General features: G+C 73.2%; 14 protein-coding genes and 1 tRNA gene. 6 read left to right on the top strand and 9 right to left on the bottom strand.

All coding sequences use genetic code 11. The features are described 5' to 3' along the window. Positions 1 to 78: 78 nt before the first annotated feature. Complete coding sequence (locus tag ABL310_RS02300; protein ID WP_349370104.1) at positions 79 to 1035, bottom strand: L-threonylcarbamoyladenylate synthase; 957 nt, start codon at positions 1033 to 1035, stop codon at positions 79 to 81. Positions 1036 to 1268: 233 nt separating this feature from the next. Here ABL310_RS02300 and ABL310_RS02305 point away from each other — a divergent pair, with 233 nt between their 5' ends. Further along, a complete protein-coding gene (locus tag ABL310_RS02305; protein ID WP_349370105.1) occupies positions 1269 to 2171 on the top strand; it encodes an MBL fold metallo-hydrolase in 903 nt (300 codons plus the stop codon). A 4-nt stretch (positions 2172 to 2175) separates the two neighbouring features. Here the strand turns inward: ABL310_RS02305 and ABL310_RS02310 are convergent, their stop codons facing one another. Next, the gene (locus tag ABL310_RS02310; protein WP_349370106.1) at positions 2176 to 2667 is read right to left on the bottom strand and encodes a CIA30 family protein; all 492 of its coding nucleotides are present in this window, start codon (positions 2665 to 2667) and stop codon (positions 2176 to 2178) included. Positions 2668 to 2852: 185 nt separating this feature from the next. On the opposite strand from ABL310_RS02310, the gene ABL310_RS02315 reads away from it, so the two are divergent. From ABL310_RS02315 to ABL310_RS02330, 4 genes are all read left to right on the top strand, one after another. After that, the gene (locus ABL310_RS02315; protein ID WP_349370107.1) at positions 2853 to 3362 is read left to right on the top strand and encodes a hypothetical protein; all 510 of its coding nucleotides are present in this window, start codon (positions 2853 to 2855) and stop codon (positions 3360 to 3362) included. Further along, positions 3359 to 5128, top strand: a complete 1770-nt coding sequence (locus ABL310_RS02320) for an ATP-binding protein (RefSeq protein ID WP_349370108.1) — start codon at positions 3359 to 3361, stop codon at positions 5126 to 5128. The genes ABL310_RS02315 and ABL310_RS02320 overlap by 4 nt, the downstream gene beginning before the upstream one ends. 13 nt (positions 5129 to 5141) lie before the next feature. Continuing rightward, positions 5142 to 5510 carry a response regulator gene (locus ABL310_RS02325; RefSeq protein WP_349370109.1) on the top strand — a complete coding sequence of 123 codons (369 nt, stop codon included), beginning with the start codon at positions 5142 to 5144 and terminating at the stop codon, positions 5508 to 5510. A gap of 85 nt (positions 5511 to 5595) precedes the next feature. After that, positions 5596 to 6363, top strand: a complete 768-nt coding sequence (locus tag ABL310_RS02330; protein ID WP_349370110.1) for a response regulator — start codon at positions 5596 to 5598, stop codon at positions 6361 to 6363. A gap of 110 nt (positions 6364 to 6473) precedes the next feature. Here ABL310_RS02330 and msrA read toward each other — a convergent pair whose 3' ends face one another. Further along, complete coding sequence (msrA, locus tag ABL310_RS02335) at positions 6474 to 7133, bottom strand: peptide-methionine (S)-S-oxide reductase MsrA (protein ID WP_349370111.1); 660 nt, start codon at positions 7131 to 7133, stop codon at positions 6474 to 6476. A gap of 71 nt (positions 7134 to 7204) precedes the next feature. Then, positions 7205 to 7528, bottom strand: a complete 324-nt coding sequence (locus tag ABL310_RS02340) for a hypothetical protein (protein ID WP_349370112.1) — start codon at positions 7526 to 7528, stop codon at positions 7205 to 7207. Positions 7529 to 7715: 187 nt separating this feature from the next. Here ABL310_RS02340 and ABL310_RS02345 point away from each other — a divergent pair. Continuing rightward, positions 7716 to 7805, top strand: a tRNA-Ser gene (locus tag ABL310_RS02345). 9 nt (positions 7806 to 7814) lie between these two features. Here ABL310_RS02345 and ABL310_RS02350 read toward each other — a convergent pair. The 5 genes from ABL310_RS02350 to bcsA all read right to left on the bottom strand — a co-directional run bounded on the left by ABL310_RS02350 (position 7815) and on the right by bcsA (position 16267). Further along, positions 7815 to 8525, bottom strand: a complete 711-nt coding sequence (locus ABL310_RS02350) for a GGDEF domain-containing protein (RefSeq protein ID WP_349370113.1) — start codon at positions 8523 to 8525, stop codon at positions 7815 to 7817. 22 nt (positions 8526 to 8547) lie between these two features. Further along, positions 8548 to 10443, bottom strand: coding sequence for a hypothetical protein (locus ABL310_RS02355; RefSeq protein ID WP_349370114.1), 1896 nt, complete (start codon positions 10441 to 10443; stop codon positions 8548 to 8550). Continuing rightward, complete coding sequence (locus ABL310_RS02360; RefSeq protein ID WP_349370115.1) at positions 10434 to 11510, bottom strand: glycosyl hydrolase family 8; 1077 nt, start codon at positions 11508 to 11510, stop codon at positions 10434 to 10436. The genes ABL310_RS02355 and ABL310_RS02360 overlap by 10 nt, the downstream gene beginning before the upstream one ends. Then, positions 11510 to 14002 (bottom strand): cellulose biosynthesis cyclic di-GMP-binding regulatory protein BcsB, encoded by a 2493-nt coding sequence (locus ABL310_RS02365; protein WP_349370116.1) that lies wholly within the window; start codon positions 14000 to 14002, stop codon positions 11510 to 11512. The genes ABL310_RS02360 and ABL310_RS02365 overlap by 1 nt, the downstream gene beginning before the upstream one ends. Before the next feature lie 93 nt (positions 14003 to 14095). Next, a complete protein-coding gene (gene bcsA / locus ABL310_RS02370; protein ID WP_349370117.1) occupies positions 14096 to 16267 on the bottom strand; it encodes a UDP-forming cellulose synthase catalytic subunit in 2172 nt (723 codons plus the stop codon). Positions 16268 to 16653: the final 386 nt, after the last annotated feature.

Consider the following 16653-nt stretch of genomic DNA (forward strand, 5'->3'; position numbering starts at 1 on the left):
TCGCGTTCTCGGCAATGAGCGTTGTGCATTGTCGAAGAGCCTTCGTATTCATGCATCGGCGGGCCGCTTCGAACGGCGTCAGCGCTCCGCCGCCGCGCGGGCGAGCCGGTCGCGGATCGCCTCGCCGAGCCCGTCGGCGGGGATCGGCGCGACGGCGATGGTCTCGACGCCCGCGGCGTCGAGGCGGCGCAGGAACGAGAACAGGCGGGCGGCGGCCTCGGCCAGGTCGCCGCGCTCGCTGAGATTGAGCCGGGCCGCGGCGGTCTCGACGCCGGCCGGCGGCGTCGGGCCGAACAGCAGGGCCGCCTCGCCGGGACGGATCGCCGCGACGTCGAGGCGCACGCGCGCGGCGGGCGCGTAGTGCGAGGCGAGCATGCCGGGCGCCTGGATGCCGGGGCCGGCGCCCTCGAGCGAACGCCCCAGCACGCGTTCCAGCGCCGCGCGCGGCACGCCGCCCGGCCGCAGCAGCCGCGGCGCGCCGCCGGTGCAGGCGACGATGGTCGATTCCACACCGACCTCGGTCTCGCCCCCGTCCAGGACCGCGGCGATGCGTCCGTCGAGATCGGCGAGGACGTGCTCGGCCGCCGTGGGGCTCACCCTGCCGGACCGGTTCGCCGAGGGCGCCACGATCGGGCGCGCCGCCGCGGCGAGAAGGCGCTCGGCCAGCGGATGCGCCGGCACGCGCAGGGCGACCGTCTCCAGCCCGGCGCGGGCGACGTCGCAGACCCGCCCCTCCGTCGCGCGCGGGACGACGAGGGTCAGCGGACCGGGCCAGAAGGCCTGCGCCAGGGCGCGCGCCGCCTCGTCGAAGACGCCCTCGCGCATCGCCGACGCCGCATCCGGCACGTGCGCGATCAGAGGGTTGAAGCGCGGGCGCTCCTTCGCCGCGTAGATGCGCACCACCGCCTCCGGATCGGTCGCGTCCGCCCCGAGGCCGTAGACGGTCTCGGTCGGGAAGGCGACGACCCGCCCCGCGCGCAGCAGGGCGGCGGCGCGGTCGAGGTCGGCGGGGGCGAGGCGCAGGGTCTCGGTCATGGTCTTCGTCTCGGTCCGAGCCTCGGCGGCTCCGATGAGGTCGCCGGCTCCTTAGCACAGGCGACGGGCCGTGCTCGCGAAAATGCGCGCCTTTCCGAACGGGCGGGCTATCGTCGCATCGTGAAGGCGGCCTCGGCCGCGCGGAGAACCGTCGGCACTTGCACGCGTTGACGGCGCGCCCTTACGTGCGCATATCATGATACGTTCATACACAAACCGAGGAGCCCCCCCCAATGCGCCTCCCGCACTCGCCTTCCCGCGGCCCCGGCAGCCCCGACGTCCAGCCCTTCTACGACGCGGCCACCGGCTCGCTGCAATACGTCGTCTCCTGCCCGCAGACGAGGACGGCGGCGATCGTCGATCCCGTGCTCGAGCTCGATCCGCGGGCGGCGGCGACCCGCACCGCGCTCGCCGACGACATCCTGGCCTATGTCGACGAGACGGGTCTCTCCCTCGCCTGGATCCTCGACACCCATCCGCACGCCGATCACCTTTCGGCGGCGGCCTATCTCAAGGAGCGCACCGGCGCGCCGATCGCCATCGGCGAGCGGGTCAAGCGCGTGCAGGAGATCTGGCGCGACCTCTACGCCATGGACGGCTTCCCCGCCGACGGCTCGCAATGGGACCGGCTCTTCGCCGACGGGGACACCTTCGAGATCGGCGCGCTGAAAGGGCGGGTGATGCTCTCGACCGGGCATACGGTCGCCTCGATCACCTATGTCGTCGGCGACGCCGCCTTCGTGCACGATACGCTGATGATGCCCGATTCCGGCTCGTCGCGCGCCGACTTCCCCGGCGGGGACGCGGGCGAGCTCTACGATTCGATCATGGCGATCCTGGCCTTGCCGGACGACACGCGGCTCTTCGTCGGCCACGACTACCAGCCCGGCGGGCGCGACCCGGCAGGCGAGGCGACGGTGGCCGAGCACAAGGCCGCGAACAAGCATTTCGCCGGCAATCCGTCGAAGGCCGAGTTCGTGCGCATCCGCTCCGAGCGCGACGCCACCCTGCCGCTGCCGGACCGGATGCTCATGGCGCTGCAGGTCAACATGAACGGCATGCGCCTGCCCGAGCCCGACGCGAAGGGCCGGCGCGTCCTGCGCATCCCCCTCGACCGCTTCCCGTTCCACGGCTGAGACGTCAGGCGTAGACGGCCACCCGGGCGAGCGCGAGGTCGGCCTCGAAGGCGCGGCCGATGGCGACGAGGCCGAGGCGGCGCGCCCGCGTCAGGTCGAGGGGCGCGTCGATCCGATGCGGGCGGAACTCGGCGAAGGGCAGGCGCAGGCGCCGCCAGCCCGGCTCGGCGCGGAAGACGGCGCGCCAGCTCTGCCACGGGCGCGCGACGTCGGCCGTGCGCAGATGCGCGCCGTATTCCTCGCCCGCGCCCAGCACGTCGAGCTCCAGCCCGGCGTAGGCGGAGAGGTCGACCGTCCCGCCGTCCTCGGCGAGATCCCGGGCGATCTGCACGAAGCCCCCCTCGTTCTCCAGGCTGACGCGCCCGCGCATGCGCAGGGCGCGTCGGCCGGCCACCGTCTCGATCCGGGCCGTCCCCTCCGAGACGCCGCCCATGACCGGGTCCGAGATCAGCCGCCAGCCGCGGCCCTCGCTCTCGGCGAAATCGTCGAGGATCATCGAACGCTCCCTGTCGTGCCCGGCCGATCGATCCGAAATGGAACGGATCGGGCCGCCTTCTCGCCGTTTCGGAGAGGTGCGGCGGTGAATTCCGCAAGGTTTTCCTGCTTTCTTCGCGCAAGAAACATGAACGCACTCGGCTCCCCGCGCATCCCCGCCGGCGGGGCGAACGGAGCTTCGCACGCATGATCGCATCTCTCGCACGGCTGCGCGCCCTCGCGACAGCCGTTCTCGTTCTGCTCGCCGCGTCCGCCGCGCCGGCCGGGGCCGCGGGGCTCGAGCTCGTCTGGATCGACCGCAGCGGAGCCGAGCAGGCGCGCCGTACCCTCTCCACCGACGAGGCGGAGGCGCTCGGCGCCGTCGAGATCGCCACGTCGACGCCCTGGACGCAAGGGGTGGTGCGCTTCTCCGGCCCGACGCTGGCCGCGCTCGCGGCGCTCGAGGGCGGCGAGGTGGTGGAGGCGCGGCTCCAGGCGCTCAACGACTATTCGATCGACGTCCCCGCGGAAGACTGGGCCGCCTACGACGTCGTCCTGGCCTCCCGCGCCGACGGCGCGCGCATGCGGGTGCGCGACCGCGGCCCGTTCTGGCTGGTGTACCCGCTCGATTCCGACCCGGCCCTGCAGACGCAGCGCTACCACGCCCGCATGATCTGGCAGGTGCGGCGCATCGCCTTCGTGGTGGACGGGCCGTGAGCGTCGGACGCGTGCGTCGTCCCGGGCGCCTCGCCCTCGTCGTCGCGCTGATCGCGGCCTGCGGCTTCTTCATCGCCGCGACCGCGGCGGTCTACGTGCGCCAGATCGAGCAGAAGGCGCTCCTCACCGAGACGATCCGCGCCTCGGGCTGGACCGCCTACCAGGCGCAGCTCGAGCACGTGAAGAGCCTGGGCGTCCTCGACCTCGCGCTCGAGGCGCCCTCGGCCGCGCGCCTGGGAGAGCTGTCGCTGCGCCTCGAGATCCTGCTCTCGCGCGCGCCGCTGATCACGCATTCGGACGAGGGCGACTTCCTGAGCCAGCTGCCCGGCGTGCCGGAGATGGCCCGGCGGCTCGAGGTCGAGGTGGAGGCCGTCCTCGACGAGCTCTACGCTCTCGACGCCGACGATCCGGCGATCGGCGTGCGGCTGACGGACTGGCGCGCGCGGCTGGAGCCGTTCGGGGTCGACCTGCAGCGCATGCTCCAGCAGACGATCGCCTACAACGAGCGGCTCTATCGCCGGGAGGGCGAGCTGCGCGAGGCGGCGGCGTTCCTGCCGCTCGGCTCCCTCGTCGCCTCCGGCGCGGTGCTGGTGCTGATGCTGCTCCTGCAGGTGAGCCGGGCCGAGCGCGGGCTCGAGCAGATGCGCGTGGCCCGCGCCGAGGCGGCGGAGAACGAGGCGAGCCTGCGCCGCATCGTCGAGGCGGCGCCCGTCGCCTTCGTCGTCGCGGACCCGCATACAGACGCGGTGGTCTTCATCAATCGCAGCGCCGCCGAGCTGATCGAGGCCGATCCGCGCGCCAGCGCCTGGCGGGCGGCCGTCGGCCAGTGCCGCCGCGCCGTCGCGGCCCGGGCCTTCGTGCAGGCGGGCGTGCGCGAGGCCTTCGTGCCGGCGACGCTGCGCCATCCCGGCGGCGGGCTGATCAGCTGCAACGTCATGCAGAGCCGCGTCGTCTGGAACGGGCGCGAGCAGACCCTCTACGCGCTGGTCGAGACGACGCGCAGCCGCAACGCGGAGCGCCAGGCGCTCCAGGCCTCGACCCTCGCGGCCATCGGCGAGATGGCGGCGGCGATCGTGCACGAGATCAACCAGCCGCTGGCCACGATGAAGATGGCCTCCTCCAACGCGCTGGCGCTCATCGACGAGGGCGCGGAGCCGGCGCGGGTGCGCGCGAAGCTCGCGCGCATCGACGCGCAGGTCGACCGGGCGCGACGCATCACCGAGCAGATCCGCCGCCTCGTGCGGCGCGACGCGGAGCGGCCGCGCACGCCGTTCTCGCCGCAGGAGGCGATCGAGCTCGCCGCCGGCGCGGTGGCGGAGCAGTTCCAGCAGGCGGAGGTGCCGCTCGCCCTCTCCATCGAGGCGGCGCGCGGCCTGTCGGTCGCCGGCGACCAGACGCTGTTCGAGCAGGTGATCGTCAATCTCCTCGTCAACGCCTGCGACGCCTTCGGCCCGCCGGAGACGCGCGCGCCCGCCGCGCCGGCGCCGTGCGTGCGCATCGCGGCCGAGGTCGCGGACGGCTGGCTGCGCATCGTCGTCGCCGACAATGCCGGCGGCCTCGCCCCGGAGATCGCCGAGCGCCCGTTCGACGCCTTCGTCACCACCAAGGCGCCGGGCGAGGGAACCGGGCTCGGCCTGGCGCTGGCGCGCAAGATCGTCGTCGACATGGGCGGACGGATCGCGCACGCCGACATCGACGGCGGCGCGCGCTTCGAGGTGGCGGCGCCGATCCTGGCCTCGGGCGCCGACGCGCGCGACGCCGCATGAGGAGGGCGCGCGCGTGATTCTGGTCGTCGACGACGAAGCCGACCTTCTCGAGGAGATCCTGGAGCTGCTCGAGCGCCGGGGCCTTCCCGCGATCGGCGAGAGCGACCCGCGCCGCGCGCTGGAGCTGCTGGCGCGGCGGCCGGAGATCGACCGCATCCTGACGGACTGGCGCATGCCCGGGCTCGACGGCCTCGCGCTGATGCGTGCGGCCCGCTGCGACCCGTGCGCCCGGCGCGACCGCATCTTCGTGGTGATGACCGGCCACGAGGGCGAGGCGGGCGCGGCGCACGCGCTGGACGCGGGCGCGACCGCCGTGCTGCGCAAGCCGTTCCCGGAAGCGGAGCTCATCGCGGCGCTCGCCCTCGGCGCGCGCCGGACGTGACGCAACCATATCTTGAGGATCGCCGCCTACGCTGCTCGCCCGGCTGCGGCGACCGAGCGACGAAGCGACGAGGGTGGGGGATGCCATGACGGGCGATCAGGCGACGATTACGGCGTTGCTCGTCGACGACGACGCCGATTTCCTGGAGGAGCTGGCCGACGGCCTCGGCCGGCTCGGCGTCGTCTGCGTGTGCGCGGGCGACGCGGCGCAGGCGCTCGCCGCGGTGGAGCGCGACCCGGCCATCGACGTCGCCGTGGTGGATGTCGGCCTGCCGCGGATCGATGGGCTCGAGCTCCTGCGCAAGCTGCGCAACCGGCGCCGAGAGCGCCCGCTGCCGACGGTCGTCCTCACCGGCGAGGCGACGTTGGAGCGCGCGGTCGCCGCCCTGCGCGTCGAGGCCGTGGATTTCCTGCAGAAGCCGGTGGACGCCAACGAGATCGCGGCCGCGCTGCGCGTCGCGGCGGCGCGCCGCGACGACGCGGGAGCGTCGGCCCCCGTCGCGGAGCCCGCGCGCGCCACCCCCGGCGACCGTCTCGCCACGGTGCTGGCCATCCGCAAGGAGCGCAAGCGCATCTTCGGGCCGGACCTGTTCGAGGACCCGGTCTGGGAAATGCTGCTCGATCTCGCCAACGCCGCGTCGCGCGGGCAGGAGGTGCCGGTGACGAGCCTGTGCCTGATCTCGGGCGTCTCGACCACGACCGCCTTGCGCCGGCTCGACGACATGGCCGCCGCCGGCCTGATCGAGCGCCGCCGCGACCCCGGCGACGGCCGCCGGGTGCTGGTGCGCCTGACGCAGGAGGGGCGGGCGAAGGTGGGCCGCTATCTGGAGACGCTGGATCGGACGATGGGGTGAAGCCCGGCGGCGGCGAACGGCGTTTCCGGGTCTCTGGCGTCCGGGCTGCGTGACGAGGAGCGCGACGGGATTCCCCCTCTCCCCGATGGAGAGGGGAGGTCGCCCGCCCCTCACGCCTCGCTGCGCGCGATCACCCCCACCGGGCAGGACACGCCGGTGCCGCCCAGGCCGCAATAGCCGCCCGGGTTCTTGGCGAGATATTGCTGGTGGTAGTCCTCGGCGAAGTAGAACGGTCCCGCCTCGCGGATCTCGGTGGTCACCGTCGGGAAGCCCTTCTCCTGCAGAGCCGCGTGGTAGACGGCGCGGGCCGCTTCGGCGGCCGTCCGCTGCGCCTCGTCGAAGACGTAGACGCCGGAGCGGTACTGGGTGCCGACGTCGTTGCCCTGGCGCATGCCCTGGGTCGGGTCGTGGCTCTCGAAGAAGGTCTTCAGCAGGCGCTCGTAGGAGATCTCGTTCGGGTCGTAGACCACGAGCACGACCTCGTTGTGGCCGGTCATGCCGGAGCAGACCTCCTCGTAGGTCGGGTTCGGCGTGTGGCCGGCGGCGTAGCCCACGGCGGTGACCCAGACGCCCGGCAGCGTCCAGAAGGCCCGCTCGGCGCCCCAGAAGCAGCCGAGCCCGAAGACGGCCTGCCGCATCCCGTCGGGGTAGGGGCCCTGCAGCGGCCGGCCGGAGACATAGTGACGCTCGGCGGTGGGGATCGGGGCGTCTCGGCCGGGCAGGGCCTCGGCCGGGGTCGGGATCGTGGTCTTCTTGCGCATGAAGAACATGGGGCGCGCCTCCTGTCGGCTGTCGCCACCGATATGGGGCCGCGCCCCCGCCCGGTCGAGGGCCGGCGGCCTCACCGCTCCGTGAGGTAGCCGACGGGCTCGGGGCGCTTCTGCGACAGCCAGAGCAGGATCGCGCCGAGCACGAAGGACACGATGGAGGCCGGCCAGAGCAGGATCGTCAAGAGCACCGGGTCCCACAGGACGGGCGAGACGTGGCGCGTGATCGCCGGCTCGATCGTCGGGAAGGTCTGCGGGAAGAGCTGGAACAGCACCTCGCCCAGAGGGGTGAAGGCGATCTCGTGATTGGCGATCGAGCGCGTGCCGTCGATCACGATGCCGACGAAGCCGGCGGCGACGAGCAGAAGGCCGACGATTCGAACCAGGAAACGCATCATGAAGCAAATCTCGCGAACTCGAAACAGGTCGCCCGCAGCCTTACCCGGACGGGCGCGACGCGCAACAGCGAAAATGTCCGAATCCGCTCCAATTCCCGTCGTTTCGACGGCGCGCGGAAGGGCTTGCGTCGCAAGCCGCACCCGATATATGTAGCGGCCTCCGACGACGGCTCCGCCGCCGCGGCGTGGACAGGTGGCCGAGTGGTTTAAGGCGCACGCCTGGAAAGTGTGTATACGGGAAACCGTATCGCGGGTTCGAATCCCGCCCTGTCCGCCAAAGATCTTCTCAACCCGCACTATCGGCTGCGTCGTCTCCCCGCGTGGAGATCGGCTTCCCCCGGCCGTCGCCCCGGATCGGCGCGGCGGGCGGTGCGTCGCCCGCGCGCCTCGGACGCTGCGGCCTGGCTGCCTTGGCGCGGTAGAGCGCCGCGTCGGCGCGGGCGAGGAGCGTCGCCGCGTCGTCCTCGAGGTCGAGCGTGGCGGACCCGAAGCTGGCTCCGACCGGCGGTCCGCCGACGCGCGCCAGCGCCGCGATCCGCCGCGTCACGCGCGCGCCGACGACCTCGGCCCCGGCCGCGTCGGTCTGCGGCAGAACGATGGCGAACTCGTCGCCGCCGACCCGCGCGGCGAGATCGACCTCGGCGCGGATCTCCTCTCGGATCGCCCGGGCGACGGCCTGCAGGGCCGCGTCGCCGGCCGCGTGCCCGTGGCGGTCGTTGAGCGCCTTGAAGCCGTCGAGGTCGACGAGGACCAGGGACAGCGCAGCGCCGTAGCGCCGCGCCGCCGCGAGGCCCTGCCGCAGGGCCTCGTGCAGGGCGCGACGGTTGCCGAGCCCGGTGAGCTCGTCGCGCAGGGCGGCCTGGTTCGCCGCCCGCGCCTCGGCGAGCAGGCGCGAGACGAGGGCGACGAGCTTGTCGGAGGAATGCGGGTCCAGCGCCTCGCGCACGAGGCGGCGGGCCTCCTCCTGCTCGGCCGCGCCGACGGGATGCAGGGTCACGGGTCACGACTCCTCGAGCACGTCACTCGGTGGGCAGCTGCTTCTCTTGCGCGAAATGCATGCCGTACAGCGTGTCGCGGGTCGGGCGCTGCTCGTGCGTCCGGGCGAACTGCCGGCGGGCTTCCTCGTAATTGCCGGAATTGTAGAGCGCCCATCCGCGCAGCACCTGCAGGCCGTGGTCGCGCCGCACGGACGCGCCGCCGGTGTCGAGCGCCCGCACGGCGGCGTCGTAGCGACCGGACTCGTAGAGCGCCACCGCCCGCGCCGCCGCGCCGCCGCCGACGTCGCCGGAGCGGCGCGCGGTGCGCCGGGTCTGCGGCGCCGGCCGCGCCTCGCGCGTCCAGGTCGCCACTTCCGCGACCTCGGGGTAGCGATCGCCGTAGCGCCGCGCGAGCGAGAGCACCGCCTCCCTGTCCTCCAGCTCGTGGGCGGTCAGAGCGAGGCCGAACGTGTTCACGTCGTCGGGCGCGATGTCGTGGGCGATGGTGAACCAGCGCCGCGCTTCCTCGACGTCCTCCATCTTGTAGTAGAGCCAGCCGATCGCCTGGGCGCCGTAGGCGTTCTCGGTCTCCAGCACGGCCGCCTCGAAGCGCAGGAGCCGATCGCGCGGGAAGTCGATCACGTCCGGCCGGGTGAGCTGGTCGGCCAGGATCTCGACGTAGAGCTTCTCGATCAGCGGATCGGCGCCGCGCCATTCGTGCGTCACCTCCTCCGCCTCGCGGACGCGCCCGCTCGCGCGCAGCGCCAGCGCGTAGCCCTCGATCGCCTTGGGGCGGCGCTCGTAGGACATCGCCTCGCGGAAGAAGCCCGCGGCGGTCGCGTGGTCCTTCTCGACGACGTGGTGGTACCAGCCGAGCACCTCCATGCCGGCGCCGTCGCGCCGGCGTGCGGCCCAGTCCGAAAGGCGCTGCAGGTCCTGCGGATCGGCGCGCGCGCCGAGCGGATCGGCCGTGGCCTCGCCGACGCGGCCCATCACGATGCCGTAGACCACCTCGTCGAACTCCCCGGCGCCGTCGGCGCGGGCGGCGCCGAGCGCGGCGAGCCGGTCGACGGCCGCGCCGTCGAGCGTCGCGGAGGCCTTCTGCACGGTCGCGACCCGCTCCTGCGGATCGGGGCACGAACGCAGGACGAAGGCGTAGAGGCTCTCCGCGCGCGCCGCGTCTCCCGTGCGCGCCAGCGCCTCGCCGACACGCCAGAGCAGGTCCATGTTGCGGCAGGCGAGCACGTTCGGCGCCGCCTGCGCGGCCTGGACGACGCGGGCGTGGGCGCCGGCCTCGGAGGCGGCGACGATGGTCGCGCGCGCCACCCGCTCCTCGTATTGCGCGGCGAAGGCGTGCGAGGGCCGCCAGCTCGGCCGCTCGGCCCGGATACGCGCCACAGCCTGGCGGATCTCGACGTAGCGCTCGGCCTCGAGCAGCGCCCAGAGCGGACGCTCGAGCGCGTCGTCGCGGCCGGGCTCGAACAGGTCGGTCGGCGGCTCCCAGCCGGGATGAGCGAGGCGGATGCGGCGGATCTCGGCGGCGACGCGCGCCATGTCGCCCTGCGAGGCGTAGAAGCGCAGCGCCCGGTCGTCCGGGCCGGAGGGCCGCGCCGGCTCGGACGTCTCGGACGTCTCGGCCGCCGCGACCGGATCGCCCGGCGTGTCGAGCGAGAAGATGGCGGCGGGATCGCCCTGGGGGAGCTGGGCCGGCGCCGGGGCGCGAGCCGACGCGGCGGGCGGGGCGAGCAGGGCCGCGGGCGCCGGCTCCGGGGCGAGCCGGCCGGGCGCCGGCGCCGGTCGGGCGGGCGCGGTCGGCTGGAGCCCGGTCTGCGCCCCGGGGATCCCCGAGGCGAAGCCGTCCCAGGTCGCGTTCGACGCCGGGACGGTCGTCGAGCACAACAGCGCGACGGCCGTGATGACGTAGCGCGTCACAGACATTGCGGGAACCTTTCCTCGATAGCGATGAGCGTCAGGATATGCAGGGTGGTGGGGTAGTATTTCTGCATCGGCACGCTGCGGAGCCGCTCCGGAAGCGGGCGGCCCTGGAGCGCGCAGCCGACGAAGGCGGCGATCGCCTTGTAGCCGTCTCCGCCCATCTCCTCGGTCGCGGCGCCGGTGGCGACGTCGATCTCGAAGGGGCCGATGTCGTCGCGCTCGCTCCACATTCCCGCGAACATGGCGAGATGCTCGCGCCCGCCGCTGCCCGCCCAGGCGAGGTAGAGCGGGATGCGGATGCCGTTGTAGCCGAAGAGCGGCGCGAACCCGTCCGCCGGGGCGAGGGTCTCCCCGCCGAGCGCGATCCAGTCCGGCGGCAGGCGCAGAGGGCCGAAGCGCGCCTGCGCGATGAGCGAGAGCCCGGTCTCCTCCAACGCGGCCCAGGGATATTCCGGCGCGATGCCGGCGAGCCGGTCGAAAGCCGGGAACACCCAGTAGGACAGGTTGGCGATCGGTCCGTCCGGCTGGTCGCCGGCGCGAAAGCCGGCGGCGCCGGGGAGCATGGAGAGACCGTAGGGCGTCTCGATCAGCGTGGCCTCGCCGACGGCGACGGCGAGCGCCCGCGCGGCCTCGGCGTAGGCCGGAACGCGCCAGCGCTCCGCCGCCTCGAGGAGCGCCCAGGCGACGAGGACGTCGCCGTCGGTCGCGTTGTTGGGGTCGGTGACGCCGGGGCTCTCGCCCTCCTCCCAGCGCCAGGCGACGAGCCCGTCCTCCCGGATCATCAGCGAGCGGCGGGTCCAGTCCCAGATCCGGTCGAAGCCGGCGCGGTCGCCGGCGCGCACCGCGATGAGCATGGCGTAGCCCTGCCCCTCGCTGTGGGTGATGCCGTTGGCGTCGTCGACGACGCGGCCGTCCTCGACGAAGCGCGCGGCGTAGGCCTCCCAGGCGGCGACGAGCCAGGGCGCGGGTGGGGCGGCGGCCGCCTCGCCGGAGCCGGCGGCGACGAGCCCGGCGGCGAGGGCGAGGCCGGCGGCGAGGCGCCGCGTCGCGATGCGAGCGAAGCCGGCCATCAGTTCCGCACCCCCGAGAGCCGGACCGCCGCGTAGGCCGCGATCGACAGGGCGAGGCCGAGCGCGGCGAGCACGCCGAGATAGACCGCCGTGTTGCGCGACAGCCAACCGGCGAGCACGAGTCGCGCGTTCCCGGCGGAGAAGGCCTGCGTCTCGACCAGCACGTCCGCGGGCGCGACCCGGGAGGCGACCCGCGCCTCCTCGCCCTGGAACATCGCCGCCTGGCCGACCAGCTCCTGCGCCGCGCCGCTTCCGAAGAACGCCGCGACGCCCTCGCGCAGCGTCGCGCCGTCGGCCGCGGTGATCACCGTCACCGAGCTCGCCCGCGGCAGGAGCCCGGTCCCGGATGGGTCGCCGATCCCGTTCAGGGCGGCGAGGTCGAAGCCGGCGGCGCGGACCGCGTCGGCGTAGCCGCCCTGCCGGGCCGCGCCCTGGGCGACGACGAGCGTCGCGGAAGCGTCGACCGGCAGCGGCGGCGGGGCGGCGCGCGCGAGGCCGAGCTGCGGCAGGTCGACGGCCGCGACCCGCAGAAGGCGCTCCACGCCCGCCTCGACGGGCGCGACGAGCCATCCGAGGCGCGGGTCGTCGCCGAGCCCGAGATCGAGACGTCCCGCGTCGAGAAGGCTCGCCTGCGCCGGGTCGGCGGGCGCCGGGTCGGGCGCGATCGAGGGCTGCGCCGGTGCGCCGAGGTCGAGCAGCACCGCCTCCCCGGCCGAGGCGACGCGAACCGGGAGGGCGGGACCCTGCGGGACGCGTCGCGACGTGGCGGGCGCGGCCTCCGCGGCCCAGACGCTGCGCATCCGGGCCGCGGGGAGGTCCGCCGCCGCGAGGACCTGGTCGCCGATGCGATCGATCGGACCGACCACGAGCATGTGTCCGGCGCCGGGAGCCGGCGTCTGGAAGCCGATCCGCACCGGGGTGGTGCGCCGGGAGGTCGCCGCGCTCTGCACGAGGACGGTCATGGCGGCGGCGATCGCGTCTCGGTCGCCGCCCGGCACCGAGACGGTCAGCCCCTCGCGCCCGGCGAGCAGGCCGAGCGAGCCGGCCGAGAGCCCGGCGATGTCCGGCAGGCTGCCGATGCGCGCGAGCCGGGGCACGCGCAGCGTGCTCGTCGGGGAGAGCACGAAGCGGTCCTGCCCCCGCCCGATCGTCTCCGGCAGGCAGGCCTCGTCGGCGCGCGCGGCGGTGCTCGCCTCGAAGGCGATGACGTTGTGGCCCGGCTTGAACGCCTTCAGCGGCAGATGCACCTCGCGATCGCGCAGCACGTCCCCGCGCGGGTTGGCCATGGCGACGCTCGCCACCGCCGCGCCGTTGACGCGCACGACCAGCGCCGACCCCGATGCGAGGCCCGGGGCGTAGGCGGCGTCGAGGGCGAGCGTCATGCGATCGTAGTCGGCGGCGTAGAAGTCCGCCGGGAGGATCACGTCCGCCTCGGCTCGGAAGAAGCGGCCGGCGAAGGGGCGCGGGTCGAGGCCGATCTCCGTCAGGCGCAGCGTCTCGCCGCCTTCGAGGCGGCGCGGCGAAGCGTCGAGCGCGGCGAGGCCGGCGGGCGAGCCGACCGGCGCGAGGTTCAGCGCGCGGCGCTCGAACAGGGTGAGCGCGTCGTCGAGCTCGTCGGCGTTCGCGCCGGTCACGACGAGCGTGAGCCGCCCCGTCCGCGCGTCGTCGACGAGCGCCACGCTCGGGCCGGGAGCCGCCGGAGCGCCGAGGCCGAGGCCGCGCAGGCGGTCCCGCGTGGCGACGACGAGGTCGACGCCCGGCGTCTCGACGCGGCCCGACCCGAGCGAGACCACCGGCTCCGCGTAGCGCCCCGCGACGGCGAGCGCCTGGGCGGCGCGGGCGAGCCTGTCGAGGCTCGCTGGATCGCGCGCGTCGCCGGTCCGCAGGCGGATCTCGGTGCGCCCGTCGGCGCCGGCGGGAACGGCGGCGAGGGCGCCGAGGTCGAGAATGCGGCTCGGCGCGCCGTCGAACACGAAGCCCGTCCCCTCCGGCACGATCCGCGTCCAAAGCTCGTAGGTCGCCTCCAGCGAGCAGTCGACGCGATGCGTCTGGCGCACGTCGACGCGAACGGCGTTGTAGCCGGGCTGCAGCAGCCCGGGCGCGATGTCGAACCCCAGCGTCTCGGGCGCGTCGAAGCCGCGGACGGGCCGCTCGCCGAGCAGCGCGCCGTTGATCGACACCGTGATCCGCGAGACGTCCGGGCTCGCCGAGATGGCGCTCACCGTCGCGATCTCGAGCCGCGTCGGACGGCTCGCCTCGCCGGGCGTGAGGAAGACGGGCAGGATGCGGGTGTCGGCCTCGCCGGTGAAGAGGAGGTCGTCGGGCGTTCCGCCGAGGCGGCGGCGCCAGTCCCGGGCGGGGCCCGCGAGATCGGGCGCGAGCGCCGGAACGGCGAGCGGCGCCGCCGGCGGGATGGACGTCGTCGTCTGTGCCGTGGCGGGCGCCGTCCAGGCCGCGACGGCGAGGATCGAGACGAGGGTGAAGGTGCGCATGCGGGTCTCTCCCGTGCGGGGATCGGATCGTGGCGGGTCGTGGTCGGGAGCGTGCGGCCGCGCGGGGCGCGCCGGCGCGGCCGCACGGGACGGTCAGGCCGCCTCGCCGCGCGTCTTCGGCGCGCGCTTCGCGAGGGCGTAGACGAAGCCGCGCCAGGTCTCGCGCAGCGACCAAACCGCCATCCGCGCGGCGGTGAGGAGGATGCCGCGCGCCCGGCGGCGGGTCGCCTGGAAGGCCTCGAGCGGGCCGAGATCGGCGTACATCAGCCCCGCGATCGCCATGTAGTCGCGCGCCGAGAGCGTCTCGAAGGCGGCGCCGTAGACGCGCCGTCCAGCGACCGTCTGGACGTTGGCGATGCGCACCGGCAGCGTCGTCTCGGCGAGCGAGCCGTCGCTCGTCAGCACGATCGCGCCCGCGCCCTGGAGTGTCGCCGCGTCCTTGACGGGGCCGAGCGGACGGAACCGCACGCCCCCGAGCGAGACGTCCTCGAGCATGACCTGAACCGGGGCGATGCCGGCCTCGAAACGCGCCTTGCGGGACGCGGGAACGCGCTGGCGGCTGCGCCGCTCGCGCCGCTCGCTGACCACGCCGAGCGCGATCGCCGCGATGACGAGGTTGAAGAGGTTCCAGGCGCCGACGATGGTCAGGAGGCCGCTCGCGTCGGGCTCGGTCTGCAGGCGCACGCCGGTCACGACGACGCCCGCGGCGAGCACGCCGAAGATCAGGAAGTAGGGCCAGGCGAGCCCGGAGAGGACGTCGTCCTCGATGGTGACGCCCTTGGCGGTGACGTTGAACTTCGGCCGGCGCGGGTTGACGACGACGCTGGCGATGGCCGGGAGCAGGTAGACGGTCTGGACGTATTCGTAGAGCTCGCTGATCCAGGGCCAGCGGAAGCGGCCGTAGGCGTAGCTCTGCATCGTCACGGCGGCGCCGAGGTAGACGAGGGTGTAGGCGACGAAGTCCTGGACGGTGGCGTCGTAGATCTGCAGGCCGAAGAAGATGTACAACAGCGGCGAGATCAGGAACACCGCGCGCGGGATCGGGAACAGCCAGAACATCGCGCTGGAGAGGTAGCAGATCCGCTGCGCCGCCGTGAGCCCGCGCACGAAGAGCGGGTTCTTCATGATGAGGATCTGCAGCATGCCGCGGCACCAGCGCGAGCGCTGGCCGATGAAGGCGGCGAGCGTGTCGGGCTGCAGCCCGGCGATCAGAGGCTCGTCGACATAGGCGCTCTTCCAGCCGCGGGCGTGCAGGTCGAGCGCGGTCTCGCAATCCTCGGTGATCGAGGTGCCCGAGAACCCGCCGGCCTCCTCCAGCGCCGCGCGCCGCACCACGGCGGCCGAGCCGCAGAAGAAGGCCGCGTTCCACTTGTCGAGCCCGTTCTGGATGACGGCGTAGAACATCTCGTTCTCGGACGGCATCCGGGAGAAGGTCGACAGGTTGCGCTCGATCGGGTCGGGATTGAGGAAGGCGTGGGGCGTCTGCACCAGGAAGAGCTTCTCCTCCCCGGCGAAGTGACCCACGGTCTTCATCAGGAAGTCGCGGGACGGCGCATGGTCGGCGTCGAAGATCGCCACGAGCTCGCCGCGCGACTGCGCGAGGCCGTTCGTCAGGTTGCCGGCCTTGGCGCTGACGTTGCGCTCGCGGGTGAGGTAGACGACGTCGAGATCCGCGCACAGCGCCTGCAGGGTGCGCCGGCGCTCGGCCGCGGCCTCGGCGATCGCGGGGTCCGGATCGGCGAGCTTCTCGTCGGTGCCGCCGTCGTCGAGCAGGTAGACCGTCAGCTTGTCGGCCGGATAGTCCATCCGCCTCGCCGAGGCGAGGGTGGCGGCGAGCAGGTCCACGCTCTCGTTCAGCGACGGCACGAACACGTCCACGCTCGGCGCGTCGTCCGGGCGCGGCCGCGGCGCCGGCGGGCGCTTCAACGGGCGCATGATCACGAACAGGTTGAGCGCGAACAGCAGGATGCAGAACATCTCCGCCGCGAAGAGCAGCGACCCGAAGATGAAGTCCGGAACCTGCGCGGTCGACGGCAGGGTCGTCGTCGCTCGCCAGTAGACGTAGCGGCCGATCAGGACGACGCCGGCAACCATGAAGAGCTGGCGAAACAGCCCTTGCGAATCGAGCGATCTGATCGCTAGCATCAGCAACAGCGTGATGATCCCGATGGCGAACTGTGCCTCGGTTCCGACGGGTTGAAACAGTAAGAAGGTCAGTACGGCGCCGACGAGCACCGTAACAGCCACCGCGACCGAGCGCAGCATAGTCGCACCTCTGAACTGGCAACGGAAAGCCGCGCGCACCCAACATCCGTTAGCTGCGTCAATGCTTTTTGCTGCCGGTTTTGCCGCATCCGTTTTTATGGTTCTGAATTTATTACACGAGAGTCAATTGTCTGCCGTGATCGTTTTTTCGCCATGATCTGCACCTGGGTCATGCTCTTGAAACTCATCACGTTTCCATCGCCGCCCGATTCGGCGTTGACCGATAAAGCGGCCTCGGATCGTTCATCAACCATATTTTTGCCACGGAATTGGGCAGCAACCCTCAGTAAAATTGAAGCAATTACTGCGTCTAACGTTTACATGATAAACCCAATTCCCGTATTTGCCCGACCCATGTTCGAGCGGGACTTCCGAAGCAGGGTATT

Origin of the sequence: Salinarimonas sp. (genome assembly GCF_040111675.1) — a bacterium.
Taxonomy (GTDB): Bacteria; Pseudomonadota; Alphaproteobacteria; order Rhizobiales; family Beijerinckiaceae; genus Salinarimonas.